Annotated in this window: 13 protein-coding genes; 8 read left to right on the plus strand and 5 right to left on the minus strand. The window is 45.6% G+C overall.

Annotated elements, in window-relative coordinates; genetic code table 11:
- Positions 1–34: 34 nt before the first annotated feature.
- The 4 genes from ACVFI8_RS10100 to ACVFI8_RS10115 all read right to left on the minus strand — a co-directional run bounded on the left by ACVFI8_RS10100 (position 35) and on the right by ACVFI8_RS10115 (position 3,576).
- The gene (locus tag ACVFI8_RS10100) at positions 35–862 is read right to left on the minus strand and encodes a DUF2797 domain-containing protein (protein WP_457873820.1); all 828 of its coding nucleotides are present in this window, start codon (positions 860–862) and stop codon (positions 35–37) included.
- An 82-nt stretch (positions 863–944) separates the two neighbouring features.
- Positions 945–1,661 (minus strand): substrate-binding periplasmic protein, encoded by a 717-nt coding sequence (locus ACVFI8_RS10105; RefSeq protein WP_457873738.1) that lies wholly within the window; start codon positions 1,659–1,661, stop codon positions 945–947.
- Positions 1,662–1,722: 61 nt separating this feature from the next.
- Positions 1,723–2,667 carry a chemotaxis protein gene (locus ACVFI8_RS10110; RefSeq protein ID WP_248713466.1) on the minus strand — a complete coding sequence of 315 codons (945 nt, stop codon included), beginning with the start codon at positions 2,665–2,667 and terminating at the stop codon, positions 1,723–1,725.
- Between the two features lie 27 nt (positions 2,668–2,694).
- Positions 2,695–3,576, minus strand: coding sequence for a LysR substrate-binding domain-containing protein (locus ACVFI8_RS10115; RefSeq protein ID WP_457873739.1), 882 nt, complete (start codon positions 3,574–3,576; stop codon positions 2,695–2,697).
- 104 nt (positions 3,577–3,680) lie between these two features.
- Here ACVFI8_RS10115 and ACVFI8_RS10120 point away from each other — a divergent pair, with 104 nt between their 5' ends.
- On the plus strand, positions 3,681–4,298 hold the full coding sequence (locus ACVFI8_RS10120) for a glutathione S-transferase family protein (RefSeq protein WP_248713468.1): 618 nt from the start codon (positions 3,681–3,683) through the stop codon (positions 4,296–4,298).
- A gap of 74 nt (positions 4,299–4,372) precedes the next feature.
- Here ACVFI8_RS10120 and ACVFI8_RS10125 read toward each other — a convergent pair whose 3' ends face one another.
- The gene (locus ACVFI8_RS10125) at positions 4,373–5,368 is read right to left on the minus strand and encodes an NADP-dependent oxidoreductase (RefSeq protein ID WP_457873740.1); all 996 of its coding nucleotides are present in this window, start codon (positions 5,366–5,368) and stop codon (positions 4,373–4,375) included.
- Positions 5,369–5,496: 128 nt separating this feature from the next.
- Here ACVFI8_RS10125 and ACVFI8_RS10130 point away from each other — a divergent pair, with 128 nt between their 5' ends.
- The 7 genes from ACVFI8_RS10130 (at position 5,497) to ACVFI8_RS10160 (ending at position 13,523) form a co-directional block, all read left to right on the plus strand.
- On the plus strand, positions 5,497–6,399 hold the full coding sequence (locus tag ACVFI8_RS10130; RefSeq protein WP_248713470.1) for a LysR family transcriptional regulator: 903 nt from the start codon (positions 5,497–5,499) through the stop codon (positions 6,397–6,399).
- A 202-nt stretch (positions 6,400–6,601) separates the two neighbouring features.
- Entirely contained in the window at positions 6,602–7,711 is a 1,110-nt protein-coding gene (locus tag ACVFI8_RS10135) for an ABC transporter ATP-binding protein (RefSeq protein WP_457873741.1), read from the plus strand.
- Positions 7,712–7,729: 18 nt separating this feature from the next.
- On the plus strand, positions 7,730–8,776 hold the full coding sequence (locus tag ACVFI8_RS10140) for an ABC transporter substrate-binding protein (protein ID WP_248713472.1): 1,047 nt from the start codon (positions 7,730–7,732) through the stop codon (positions 8,774–8,776).
- A gap of 48 nt (positions 8,777–8,824) precedes the next feature.
- The gene (locus tag ACVFI8_RS10145) at positions 8,825–10,069 is read left to right on the plus strand and encodes an ABC transporter permease (RefSeq protein ID WP_457873742.1); all 1,245 of its coding nucleotides are present in this window, start codon (positions 8,825–8,827) and stop codon (positions 10,067–10,069) included.
- 2 nt (positions 10,070–10,071) lie between these two features.
- Positions 10,072–10,932, plus strand: a complete 861-nt coding sequence (locus ACVFI8_RS10150) for an ABC transporter permease (protein WP_457873743.1) — start codon at positions 10,072–10,074, stop codon at positions 10,930–10,932.
- 282 nt (positions 10,933–11,214) lie between these two features.
- Positions 11,215–11,943 (plus strand): glutathione peroxidase, encoded by a 729-nt coding sequence (locus ACVFI8_RS10155; protein ID WP_457873744.1) that lies wholly within the window; start codon positions 11,215–11,217, stop codon positions 11,941–11,943.
- Positions 11,944–12,050: 107 nt separating this feature from the next.
- The gene (locus ACVFI8_RS10160) at positions 12,051–13,523 is read left to right on the plus strand and encodes a dihydrolipoyl dehydrogenase (RefSeq protein WP_457873745.1); all 1,473 of its coding nucleotides are present in this window, start codon (positions 12,051–12,053) and stop codon (positions 13,521–13,523) included.
- Positions 13,524–13,639: the final 116 nt, after the last annotated feature.

A 13,639-nucleotide genomic window follows, 5' to 3' on the forward strand; every position in this document is an offset into this window, starting at 1 on the left:
TAGTTACCTATTGGTGATTCATTGAGCGCCAAAGCTACTCAGCTAAAGACTCTAACAATTTCACTTGGTAAGAGCCAAACTTACGGATATTTATCACACCATTGTTAAAGATTAAATACTGGCCCTTTATTCCTTGTAATTCACCTTGTACTAGAGGGTCTTTGTCTAGGTTGAAACTAGCAATTTTTGAAGGATATTGCTGAACCGGAAAGTGTAAATCTACCACTTTCTCATCGGGCAAAGCCGTTACCGCGTCGAAACCAAAGCGCTCCGACAGCTCGGCTAAGGCCTCAGCAATTTGCGGCAACAAGCGCTCACGCTCAGCCTCTAAGTCTAGTGCGATGGCATCACCTTTTAACATTGCGCGCCAGTTGGTTTTATCAGCCACTAACTTAGCTAACTCAATCTCAACAAGGCCCGACAACTGGCGAGTCGCCACTTTAAAAATAGGTAGCGCTTGCGTCGCACCTTGGTCTATCCATCGAGTGGGTATTTGGCTATGGCGGGTAATACCCACTTTAAGGCCTGAAGTATTAGCGAGATAAACGTAATGCGGGATCATACAGTGCGTATCACCCCACTCAGGCTCCCTGCAAGTTCCTTCAGCATAGTGACAAGTTTCTGGTTTCATGATGCACATGTCACAACTCGCGAGCTTGCGCATGCAAACAAAGCAATGGCCTTGCGAGTAGCTTTTTTTAGTTTTTTTTCCGCAGCTACGGCAATTAATACTGCCGGTAAATTCGAAGCCAAAGGACTTACCTATAAGCGGGTTCAGATGTAATTCTTGGTCGCCAATGGGCAAGTAGTACTGTACTTGCTCTGCCAATTCGGCGCGCATTTTAGAAAGGTGTCCTTGCATCATTGGTTACTCATGGGAAACATTAAGGCTGAGCAGTCTAAATCAAAGCAGGCAGCTATCCAAGAGAGTATCCGGTAGATAGTTAATATGGGTAATCCACATCGCTATCCACTTGGTCGATCATTATTTGATGTAACTCGCCACTTTCGATAAGCAAGGGCATGACTTGCTCAAACTGGCTAAGCAGCTCAGCCCCCTTATCAGTGGCAGCAAAGCAAAAGGTGGACCCGTAGCTTAAGACCGAATCAATGATGGCAATACCGCCATCAAGCTCAGGGGCCAGCGCTAACAGCGCTTCTATATCGGCCCGATAATCTAAAATCGCGTCAACCCGCCCCTTTTTCAATAACTTAATCATCTGAGTTAAATCAGAATATTCACTATACTTAGTGCCTTCGGGTAGCGAGTCGGCCCAATCATAACCAAGATGAGACACCACGCGTTTCCCCACTAAATCATCAAGTGACATATAGCTATCGTAAAATGCTTCTGACACCAGCATATCTGTTACATCGGCCTCGACGATATAACTAGAGCAATTGGCATTATCAAATTCATCTTCGGAGGCACCAAAGACCAAATCTACTTGTTGTTTTTCGAGCATAGCAATTGAGCGAGGATAGGGCATAAAATGAAAGGCATACTGGTGTTCAGGAAACACCCGCTTTAGCAAGGCGAAGTAATAACCGGTGCCATCTTTGTTGCTATAGTCTTCCCAAAAATCGGTGGCCACAGAGATATTACTAGCAACAGATGTAAAAGAATGGATAAGCAAATAAACAATGACAATTATTTTCATCTACCTAGTTAAATCCTTGAGTCATCTTTAGGCTAATAGTAGCAGAGTGACCTGCTTAGCGCTAAAGCACGCCCTCAAGGATTCCGCTCTTTTTTGCCAAAGCACTCTTGGTAACATCACCAGACACCCGATCGGCCCCTCGCAACATGGCATCAATCAGTTCACCCGCATCAAACTTGGTCAACGCTTCATCAGCGCCCACTTGGCTGGCTCGGTCGACACTGATTTCACTCGATAATGAGGTATGCAAAATAATATAGGCTTCGGCTATACCGGGGTCACTGCGCACTTCAAAGGTGAGTTCGTAACCATCTAATCCCGGCATCTCGATATCACTGACCAACACATCAATCGGGTTACCACTGGCAGCGGCCTGTTGCATCATTTTAAATGCGGTGGCGCCGTCACTGGCCATTTGATAATCTATTTCTATGCTGTCTAGCGCGCTAGATAACTGCTTACGCGCCGTGGCAGAATCATCAACTAATAAGATTTTAAGCTGACTCAAAATAGCTTGGTCGGGCAAACTTACCGATACCCTCACCCGGTCTTCATCATCAGGAAATACACTGGCAATCAGTTTTTCAATATCGAGTAACTGAACCAATTTATCATCAACCCGGGTCACGCCAGTGACATAAGCATCTTTACCTAAAGAGCTAGGTGGTGGATCGATGTCACGCCAGCGACATTCGGTGATTTTCTCAATACCTCTCACCAAAAAGCCAACCGTCTGCCGACTTACGTCGGTAATAATGATCGAGCAACTTTCTCGCTCATCTTCACCAATCGGTCGATAACCTACCGCAGCAGCCATATCGATAACCGAAATGGTTTGCCCGCGTAATGACGCCGAGCCAAGTACGAACTGATGAGAGTGAGGCAGTGCAGTTAGCCGGGTGTAAGGTACAATTTCACGCACTTTTAAGGTGCCAATTGCAAATAACTGACTTAATGACAGTCTAAAATGCAATAAACCTTGGGTTTGACTAGTGGCGCTACTCATACAGCATCCTTACTTATGTTAAAAAGGCTAACTAAGCACAACGTCGCTTAATTTGCTCTGCACTTGCTGGTCAGCAAGACGAAATTGTTCACATATTTTTTTTAGGGTCGGGCGATTGCAAGCCAAATGAGGCTTGGTAGCGCTAACCACTACGATATCAATTGCCGGCAACGGCGGCATTGTTTCAGCGCACATTTCTTGCAATTCACCTTTGCTAGAACGGGCCATGGCTGCTACAGCCAAACCCTGCGCAACTAAACCATACAAACCACTATGGTTAGCACTGGTCGCCATCAAGTGATAGGCAATCTCCGCTTTATCTAAACCATCAATCGCACTGCTGTGAAATTTGCAATCGGTTTCATATAAGGCGAGTGGTAATGGCCGTTGCTGGCAAACATCTTTGGTGGCGGAACTGACCCAAATACCTTGGTCGTGACGCAGTAATAAACCCTCATCACTATCGGGGGGACGAGTAAGTATGGCTAAGTCTAGTTCCCCCAGATCAAGCTGCTCACGCAGCTGATAACTTGGTCCAGCTCGGAGTCGTAAGTACAAATTAGGTATCTGTTGCTGCAGTATCTCGGTAAATAGCGGCAAAATCGATAAACTGTAATCATCAGGACAGCCTATACGCAGCTCAACTTTAGCCTTGCTGTGTTTAAGCTCGGTCACGGCTTGATCATGTAAACTGACGATTCTACGGGCATAACTCGCCAAAGCTTGCCCTGCCGGGGTAAGTACTAGGCTACGCCCTTCTTTTTCAAACAAAGGGCTATCACTTTCTTGTTGCAGCTTTTTCATTTGCGCACTAATCGCTGATTGGGTGCGAAAAGTTTGGCTGGCGGCACGGGTAAAACTGCCACTTTCAACAAAAGCCACTAAGCTGCGTAAAGCATCAATATCCATGTTCACCCATTAACAAGACTGATAGTTGCCATCAAAAATAATCGTTATTCAAAGCACAAGCAACTTGCCACACTAAATACCTATTCGTTAAGCAAGGAACAGCAATGATTTTGCACGACTACTTACCTTCGGGAAATGGCTATAAAATTCGATTATTACTCAGCCTGCTAGGGCAAGAATTTCAAGTGAAGTGCTACAACATTGTTGCAGGAGAAACACGCACCGCTGCGTTTTTGGCACTGAATCCAAATGGCAAAATCCCCGTCTTGCAGTTCGACGACGGCCGCTGCCTAGCGGAGTCTAACGCCGTATTATTTTACCTCGCGCAGAATAGCGCATATTGGCCACAAGATAGCTGGCAACAGGCACAAGTATTAAAATGGATGAACTTTGAGCAGTACAGTCACGAGCCTAATATTGCCTCGGTACGCTTTTGGTTAGGTCACGCCGGTATGAACGACACACGCCAAGCCCAATTAGAGGACAAGATGAAACAAGGTTATGCCGCGCTGGACGTGATGGAGCAAACGCTCAATCAGCAAGACTTTTTTGTTGGAGAGCAAATGAGCATCGCTGATATCGCTTTATACGCTTATACCCATGTAGCCGAAGAGGGTGGCTTTGAGCTAAACGCGTACCCCGCAATTAGAAAGTGGTGCCAGCGTATTAGCCAATTGGACAACTATTTGGCGATTGATGATGAATCTGTAGTGATGCATTGAGTTTAGCTGAGTAAAAAAAGGACCAAGCCGCGAACGGCTTGGTCAAACGCTTACATTTGCTCTTACAATTGCGCTTACAACTTCACAATTAACTTGCCTTGGTTTTCACCGCTAAACAGTAAATTAATACCATCAATTGCTGATGCTAAGCCGTCTAATACATGCACTCGGTATTGCAATTTACCGGCTTGTAGATAGCCGCCGACTTGCTGCATAAGTTGTGGCGCGCGGTCAAAGTGGTCAGGCATGGTAAAACCCTGAATTGATAAACGCTTTTTAACAACGCTGATCCAATTAGGTCCCGCTGATGGGGTTTCGTTGTTGTAATCGGCGATCATCCCACACACCACAATGCGCCCAAAAGCATTCATATTATCAACCGCGACTTGTTGAATTGCGCCGCCAGTATTCTCAAAATAAATGTCCACGCCATCTGGCGTTAACTCTGCCACTCGCGCGGCAATATCATCGGTTTTGTAATTCACAGCGCCATCAAAACCTAGTTCTTCCACCAGCCAGCGACATTTCTCATCGCTGCCCGCCACGCCGATAACGCGTAAGCCCTCAGCCTTGGCTATTTGACCAACCAATGATCCCACTGAGCCAGCCGCGCCACTCACTAACAAGGTTTCGCCGGCTTTGGGTTTTGCTATTTCCAACAAACCTTGCGCAGCGGTCATACCCGGTAAAGCAAGAACCGCCAATACGGCTTCAGCAGGCAAGCCTGGTGGCACAATGTTCACACCAGTGCCATCGCTAACCGCTTGCTCTGTCCATCCAAACATTCCCATAACGCTTGCGCCTACAGGAAAGTTAGCATTATTTGATTCAATCACTTCAGCGATACCGCTAGCCCGCATCACATCACCCAGTGCAACAGGAGGAATGTAGCTATCGGTATCAGCACTCATCCAACCACGCATCGCCGGATCAAGTGACATATGAGTTTGCTTAAAACGAAACTGCCCCTCAGCTAAAGCGTGAGTAGAATGCTCGCGAAGCTCAAAACAACTCGCTTCAATATGCGTAAGCGGGCGCTGAACTAAGTGAATTGATTGATAGCTAGACATAAAACTTCCTTAACATTGAGAGGCCGAAGCCGATTATTTTTATCGAAATCATTATAAATAGACCTCCCACTTGGAATAAATAGCCTATTTAGCTAAACTTTATTGTCTTTTTAGCAAAAATGGTCTTTATGGATAAGCTCAGAGCACTACATTATTTTGCCCATTTGGCCGAATCTGGCAGTTTCACCCAAACCGCGGAGGCCTTTTCTGTACCTCCTTCTTCGGTATCACGGCGTATTTCTGATTTAGAAGCTTTACTCAAGCAGCAGTTATTACAGCGTAGCACTCGGCAAGTAAAACTGACTGAATTAGGTGCGCTGTACTACCAACAGATATTACCCGCACTGCATGGTTTGAGTGATGCTGAAGACTTGCTAAAGCAACAGCAGCAACACCCAAGTGGGATGCTATCGATCAGCGCCATGCCCAGTTATGGAGAGCTTTGTTTAGCCCCCGTACTCAATAAATTTTCACAGCTATACCCCGATATCATCCTTGATTTACATTTTAGCGATCAGCTTAGTAACTTACGCCGTGACCAAATAGATATCGCGATTAGAGGGGGGAAAGCCCCCGACGAGCGGATCGTCGCTAAACGACTATCGGAAAACCGCTTTGTACTCTGCGCGTCTCCAAAGTACTTGGCATTACATGGCCAACCCACCAGCCCCGAAGAGTTAAACCTGCACCCTTGTTTACGCTATCGAAGTCCAGAGTTGGTGCTGCCTTGGTTATATAAAGCCCAGCAACAATGGCAGGAGTTACAGCCGCCCATTCGCTTAATCAGTAATCATGGTGCCACTCTGGTTAATGCAGCTCTGGCCGGAGAAGGGATCGCCTTACTCCCCGAGTGGGGGATCAGTGAACAATTAGCCCAGGGTAGCTTAGTTAAATTTGACGTAGGCCAAGATATTAGGGTCTCTAAAGCCGACTCAACCGGAATTTATCTTTTATACCAAGGGCTTAAATACCAGATCCCCAAAATAAGAGTAGCGGTGAACTTTTTGCTGGAACAGTTACCCCAGTACTAATTGTTAAAATATCAAGTTTTCAAAGCCAAGCCATTTTTTAGACTAAGCTTTACTCTCTAGCTAGTTCATTGTGCTACATGTACCGGTAAGCAGTTCAAAATTTGCACTTTTCTCTAGCGTTTTATTTGTTAGGCTAATGTTAATAGAAAACTTGATTACTTGGTCTACTTTAACAATAAGCTCTCGGCAAAAGGATCTGTGTATGAGCGAGCTGGTCAACGACCAACAATATGTGCGCTTTGTTGATGTAAAAAAAAGCTACGACCAACGCAGCTTAGTAGTAAAGAATTTCAATTTAGATATCCGCAAAGGTGAGTTTGTCACCCTATTAGGACCATCGGGCTCAGGTAAAACCACCTGTTTGATGATGCTGGCTGGCTTTGAAGATGTCACTAGCGGACAAATCTTAGTAAACGGCCAAGCCATTACCAATGTTGCGCCATATAACCGCAATATTGGCATGGTATTTCAGCACTACGCCTTATTTCCGCATATGACGGTGGCCGAAAACCTCGCTTATCCTTTGGTGGTGCGCAAGCTGCCTAGCGAAGAAATAAAACGCCGAGTGGCAGAGTCTTTAGCCTTAGTTGAATTAGACAGCTTTGGTAATCGTTATCCCGGCCATTTATCTGGCGGGCAAAAACAACGGGTAGCCTTAGCCCGTTCACTGATTTTTGAGCCCTCAATAGTCTTAATGGATGAGCCACTTGGCGCGCTAGATAAAAATTTACGCGAACAAATGCAGCTAGAGATAAAACGCTTACACGAATCTATCGGTTTCACTGCCATTTATGTTACCCATGACCAAACCGAAGCGTTGACCATGTCTGATCGGATCGCAGTATTTAACGATGGCGTGGTCCAGCAATGTGATGCCCCCGATGTGCTTTACGAGCGCCCCAAAAACGCTTTTGTCGCCGACTTCATCGGCGAGAATAACCATCTAGCAGGCAACGTTATCAAGCGCAGCGAAGGCGTCGCCACAGTAGAGCTAAGTGACGGCAGTGTCGTAAAAGGGCAAGCAATGGATTGCCCTGAAGAACAACAAGCTTGTTTACTGGCGGTACGACCAGAAAATCTATTTATTCTCAGTGACAAACATCAATTTGAGAATGTTATTGAGGCCGAATTTATTACCCGCCTCTATGTCGGCGACTTTATTCGCTACTTTTTTAAACTTCGTGACAAAACTGAGCTGATGGTAAAAGTGCTCAACGATCACGACGCGCCTACAATGGCTGCAGGCGCACTCACTCAACTAACGTGGTCCGTAACTGACGGGTTAGCTTTTGATACACCCCCGAAATCTTAATGGTAAAGGATGGAACCTATGAAACGTTTACTCCCGATTGTTGCACTTGCCACGGTTTGTAACCTTGCTAGCGCTGAACAGTTAACAGCAGTGTCGTTTGGTGGCGCCTATGGCGCAGCGCAACAAAAACACATGATAGACCCTTTTGTGGCGGAGACAGGCCACAAGATACTCTTTGAAAACTACTCGGGCGGCATTGCCGAAATCAAAGCTCAAGTAGAAAGTGGCAACATTCTTTGGGATGTCATCGATATTGAAGTTATCGATTTAGAACGCGCTTGTTCTGAAGGGCTACTAGAGGTCATTCCTCACGATACCTTACCGCCAGGAGATGACGGTACGCCAGCTGCAGAAGACTTCAGTGAAGCGGCATTATCCAACGAATGTGGCGTAGGCAACATCGTGTGGACTGTATTGTACGCCTTCAGCAACGATACCATTAAGGGAGGACAACCTAGTACTATCGCCGATTTGTTTGACACTAAAAAGTATCCGGGCAAACGGGCACTACGTAAACGTCCACAAGTAAACTTAGAGTGGGCATTGATCGCTGATGGCGTGCCTAAAGAGCAGGTATACGAAGTACTAGAAACCGAAGAAGGACAAGCCAGAGCCTTTGCCAAACTGGCCACCATCTCAGATGACATCATTTGGTTTGACAGCTGGTCACAAGCACCACAACTGTTAAATGACGGCGGTGCGGTAATGGTTCAATCGGCTAATGGTCGTATTTTTGATGCCATTCAAAGTGAAGGTAAACCTTTTGAAATGGTATGGGACGCCCACCTTTATGACCTCGATGTTTGGGCCATCGTAAAAGGCACCAAGAAAAAAGAATTGGCAATGGAATTTATTCGCTTCGCTACGGGCTCTAAGCCTTTAAGTGGCATGCCAGAAGTCGCTTACGGCCCAACCCGTAACTCTTCTTATGCCTATGTTGATAAAGCTGTAATTCCTAAGCTACCTTCTTCTCACCTTGATGAAGGACTAAAAGCCTCAGGTGAATTTTGGGCTGACTATGGTGAGTCTTTAGGTGAAAAATTCAACGAGTGGTTATTAAAATAACCCAACTGCGAAGGGCTTTGCCCTTCGCCTGTTAAACCAGAGGTGAAGATGGAAACTAGCAGTAGTCTTAGCGTTGAGGAGATCCTCTCCAGTAAGCGTGTACTGAAACGTAAAAAACGGCTGTTGCTGTTGTTTACTACACCGCTATTAATTTTTGTCTTCATCACTTTTATTGCGCCCATTGCCACTATGTTATACCGGAGTGTTTATCACCCCACGGTCAGCCAACTGATCCCCTTAAGCTTAAGCCAAATGAAAAACTGGGACGAGACTCAGTCCGCACTGCCAGATGGAATGGCATTGCGCGAATTTAGCCTTGAGTTGCGATCCTTAGCCGAACAACGTTTATCCGGAAAGCTAGCCGAAGAAATCAACCGTCTTAAACCTGGTAGCTCCAGCTTAATTAAATCTACCGCTAGAAAACTCAGAAAACAAAAGCCTGAGCAACTGCAACTAACCGGAGACCAGTTTCTACTCGCTAGCCATAAAAAATGGCAAGACATCGAGCTATGGCGTGCCATTAAACGAGCAGGTCAACCGTTTACCGATAGCTATTATTTAACCACCTTAGATTTAACCCGTAATTCGGCAGGAGAGATAGAACAGCGCGATACCCAAATCTACCTCAAACTGTATTGGAAAAGCCTTAAAATAGCCTTAATCATTACCCTATTGACGGCGATTTTTGCTTACCCGCTGGCTTACTATCTCGCCACCGCCCCCAGTAAAATAGCGAATCGCTTAATGGTATTAGTGCTATTACCATTTTGGACCTCACTATTAGTGCGCACCACCTCTTGGATTGCGATTTTACAAACCAATGGCGTGCTTAACTCAAGCTTGCAAGCCTTAGGCATAATCGACCAACCCTTTGAGTTGTTGTATACCGAATACGCCACCATTATCGCGATGACTCATATCTTATTACCGTTTATGATTTTGCCGCTATATAGCGTTATGAAGAATATTGACCCTAGCTATTTACGGGCAGCCCTCTCGTTAGGGGCGAGGCCTATACCGGCGTTTTTTAAAATCTATTTGCCCATGACCGTGCCTGGCGTCAGTGCTGGTGCGCTGTTGGTGTTTATTATTTCCATCGGCTACTACATTACTCCCGCCATTGTGGGGGGGACAGAAGGACAAATGATTTCAAATATTATTGCCTTTCATATGCAGTCATCAAACAACTGGGAGCTGGCTGCCGCTTTAGGTTCGTTGTTATTGGCACTCATTCTTGCGCTGTATTGGGTCTACGACCGCTATGTAGGCGTCAACAATATTAAGTTGGGCTAAATATGAGAAACTATCCAAAATATTTCACTTTTTGGCACATCGTAGCCCACTATGGTTTGCGCGTTTGCTCGCTATTAGTTCTGGCTTTTTTGATGCTGCCGATTATCGTCATCATCCCACTGTCGTTTAATGTGGAACCATTTTTTAGCTTTACCGAAGGCATGTTAGCGCTGGATCCCGAAGCCTATTCGCTAAAATGGTACGCCGAAATTTGGAATGATGACAAATGGCTGCTAGCCATTAAAAACAGTTTCATTATTGGTATTTTTGCCACACTTATCGCCACCGTATTAGGAACCTTAGCAGCGATCGGCTTAAGTAACCCCGCCATGCCTTGGCAGAAACTTTGGATGGCCATTTTATTGTCACCGATGATTGTGCCGCTGATTATTACAGCCGCTGGTATGTATTTCTTTTATAGCCAACTCAATTTAGCAGGCTCCTTTTTGGGGGTGATCTTAGCGCACGCAGCACTCGGAACCCCCTTTGTATTAATCACCGTAAACGCAGCACTCTCAGGCTTCGATTACTCTTTAGTTAACGCGTCCCTAGGCTTGGGCGCCCGCCCTACAATGACTTTTTTCAAAGTGATTATGCCCTTGATACGCCCCGGTGTAATATCGGGGGCCTTGTTCGCCTTCATCACCTCTTTTGATGAAGTGGTGGTGGTTCTTTTTCTCGCAGGTCCAGAGCAACGAACCATTCCAAGACAGATGTTCTCGGGTCTACGTGAGCAAATTAACCCCACCATTTTGGCAGTGGCTACCCTACTGATCATTATTTCAGCGATGCTACTGTTTACCATTGAATACCTGCGTGCTCGGAGCGAACGTATTCAAAGTGGTGAATTAGACAGTGAATAAACTGGTTTCATATAAAAACAATGTAAAACAAATGTTTAAACCTATGCCTTTCGAAGCATAGGTTTGCGCTATAACAACTTTTATCCAAATAACGGTAGTAAACCCTCCCCACACTAACTGTTCGACAACTATGCTAGTGCTAGTTCAGTTTCAATAAAACCTATTGAAAGGTTTAATCTATTATTAAAATAGATTCAATCACTTTTACTTATCAAAAGGAAAAGTTGATACTAGCTACATCAAGTAATCAAACACCAGTTAACAACCTTGTTGGAGAAAAATATGTTAGAGAATCGCGAAGGCCAAACTATTCCAAGTGTTACTTTTCATACTCGCCAAAACGATGCATGGGTAGACGTGACAACCGAACAACTATTTAAAGACAAAACGGTGGTGGTTTTTGCCTTACCAGGCGCTTTCACCCCTACCTGCTCGTCAACCCATTTACCACGTTACAACGAACTAGCTGGCGTACTTAAAGACAATGGTGTAGACGACATCGTATGTTTGAGTGTCAACGACACCTTTGTTATGAACGCATGGTTAGCCGATCAAGAAGCTGAAAACATCACGGTAGTTCCTGATGGTAATGGCGAATTTAGCCAAGGTATGGGCATGTTAGTAGACAAAGCTGACTTAGGTTTTGGCAAACGCAGCTGGCGCTATTCGATGCTAGTTAAAAACGGCGTGATTGAAAAAATGTTCATTGAAGCGGATGTTGCTGGCGACCCGTTTGAAGTATCAGACGCCGATACCATGCTTAACTACATCAATAGCGATGCCAAGAAACCAGCTGCGATTAGCGTCATTACTAAACCAGGTTGTCCTTTCTGCTTAAAAGCTAAAGAGCTGTTAAAAGCGAAAGGCTTAGCCTTTGAAGAGGTGGTTCTAGGTACCGATGCAACCAGCGTTAGCCTAAAAGCCCTAAGTGGCCAGAGTACCGTACCGCAGGTATTTGTAGACGGTAAGCACATTGGTGGCAGTGAAGACTTAGAAGCTTACCTAGCTTAAGCAGCACTACCCAGGCGAGTTGTTCTGCTCGCCTGAATCCCCAAGCTCTCGTGTACAAGGCTTATCTATTAGGCCATTTTTTTAAAGATCGTTAAAAGGTAGTTACGATGTCAAATCTAGATATTAAGCAAACTGTTGATGTGGCCATTATTGGTGGTGGAACTGCAGGCTTGGCAGCCTATCGTGCTGCAAAAGAACATACAAATTCGGTATTAATGATAGAAGCAGGTCCCTATGGCACCACCTGTGCACGAGTGGGATGTATGCCCAGCAAACTACTGATAGCTGCCGCCGAAAATGCGCATCAGTACGAGAAATCAGCCCAGTTTGGCGTAAATCTAGGTAAACCACACATTGACGGCCGCGCAGTCATGCAACGGGTGAAATCTGAGAGAGACCGCTTTGTTGGTTTCGTATTAGAATCTGTTGAAGGTATTGACGCAGAGCACAAGCTTGACGGTTATGCGCAATTTGTCGACCAACACCATCTACAAGTGCAGCACACCAATGGTGAAACCAGTATGGTTCATGCTAAACGTATTGTAATCGCCACAGGCTCACGCCCAGCCTACCCTGCAGCTTGGAGTGACTTAGGTGACCGACTATTAGTAAACGATGATATTTTTGAATGGGACACCTTGCCTGAGTCAATCGCCGTATTTGGCCCAGGCGTTATCGGCCTCGAACTCGGTCAAGCACTACATCGCCTAGGCGTAAAAGTATTGATGTTTGGTGTAGGCGGTGCGGTGGGTCCACTCACAGACCCGGCATTAACTGACTATGCCAATACCCTTTACGCCAAAGAGTTTTACTTAGATTCTGACGCCAAAGTGGAATTGATAGAGCGCAGCGAAAACGGCGTAAAACTACGTTACCTAAATAAACAAGGTGACACAGTAGAAACCGAAGTGGATTACCTGGTGGCTGCCACAGGGCGTAGAGCAAATACCGATAAACTTGGTTTAGACAAACTCAACATTGAACTCGACCCAAGAGGTGTGCCCACCGCCGATCACTACACTTTACAAACTTCGCTTAGTCATATTTTCATTGCTGGTGATGCGAGCAACCAAATTCCTTTACTGCATGAGGCCGCAGACCAAGGAAAAATTGCTGGTGACAACGCAGGGCGAGGTAAAGACATCAGAGCCGGATTGCGCAGAACCAGTATTGCCGCTGTCTTTAGCGACCCGCAAATTGCCATGGTAGGTGAAAGCCATCGCCAGATTGAAAAACGCTTGGGCAATTGTGGTTGCTTCGAAATCGGTGAAGTGAGCTTTGAGAACCAAGGCCGCAGCCGAGTGATGTTGGTCAATAAAGGTATCGCTCACCTCTATGGTGAACAAGGTACTGGGCGCTTTTTGGGCGCTGAGATTATTGGCCCCAATGCCGAGCACTTGGCGCACCTGCTAGCATGGGCACACCAAAGCCAAATGACCATATCGCAGATGCTAGATATGCCTTTCTATCACCCCGTCATTGAAGAAGGCATTCGTACCGCTTTACGAGACTTAAATGCCAAACTCCACCTTGGCCCAGAAATGATTGATGCCTGCATGGAATGTGGTGTCGGTAGTTAAGCAGCCTTAGAATAACTGAATTAAGTCACTTCAGTGTTAAAGGCCCCATGAATAATCTTCAGGGGCCTTTTCTTTTTAAATGATAAAATACATAATAAAAGCAATAAACAGCGAAA

This window comes from Agarivorans sp. MS3-6 (assembly GCF_054112545.1).

Coding starts and splice junctions, on each gene's coding strand:
- ACVFI8_RS10120 (WP_248713468.1), top strand. CDS start 3,681: ATGATTTTGCACGACTACTTACCTTCGGGAAATGGCTATAAAATTCGA.
- ACVFI8_RS10140 (WP_248713472.1), top strand. CDS start 7,730: ATGAAACGTTTACTCCCGATTGTTGCACTTGCCACGGTTTGTAACCTT.
- ACVFI8_RS10100 (WP_457873820.1), bottom strand. CDS start 862: ATGCAAGGACACCTTTCTAAAATGCGCGCCGAATTGGCAGAGCAAGTA.
- ACVFI8_RS10110 (WP_248713466.1), bottom strand. CDS start 2,667: ATGAGTAGCGCCACTAGTCAAACCCAAGGTTTATTGCATTTTAGACTG.
- ACVFI8_RS10135 (WP_457873741.1), top strand. CDS start 6,602: ATGAGCGAGCTGGTCAACGACCAACAATATGTGCGCTTTGTTGATGTA.
- ACVFI8_RS10150 (WP_457873743.1), top strand. CDS start 10,072: ATGAGAAACTATCCAAAATATTTCACTTTTTGGCACATCGTAGCCCAC.
- ACVFI8_RS10125 (WP_457873740.1), bottom strand. CDS start 5,368: ATGTCTAGCTATCAATCAATTCACTTAGTTCAGCGCCCGCTTACGCAT.
- ACVFI8_RS10130 (WP_248713470.1), top strand. CDS start 5,497: ATGGATAAGCTCAGAGCACTACATTATTTTGCCCATTTGGCCGAATCT.
- ACVFI8_RS10105 (WP_457873738.1), bottom strand. CDS start 1,661: ATGAAAATAATTGTCATTGTTTATTTGCTTATCCATTCTTTTACATCT.
- ACVFI8_RS10155 (WP_457873744.1), top strand. CDS start 11,215: ATGTTAGAGAATCGCGAAGGCCAAACTATTCCAAGTGTTACTTTTCAT.
- ACVFI8_RS10160 (WP_457873745.1), top strand. CDS start 12,051: ATGTCAAATCTAGATATTAAGCAAACTGTTGATGTGGCCATTATTGGT.
- ACVFI8_RS10145 (WP_457873742.1), top strand. CDS start 8,825: ATGGAAACTAGCAGTAGTCTTAGCGTTGAGGAGATCCTCTCCAGTAAG.
- ACVFI8_RS10115 (WP_457873739.1), bottom strand. CDS start 3,576: ATGGATATTGATGCTTTACGCAGCTTAGTGGCTTTTGTTGAAAGTGGC.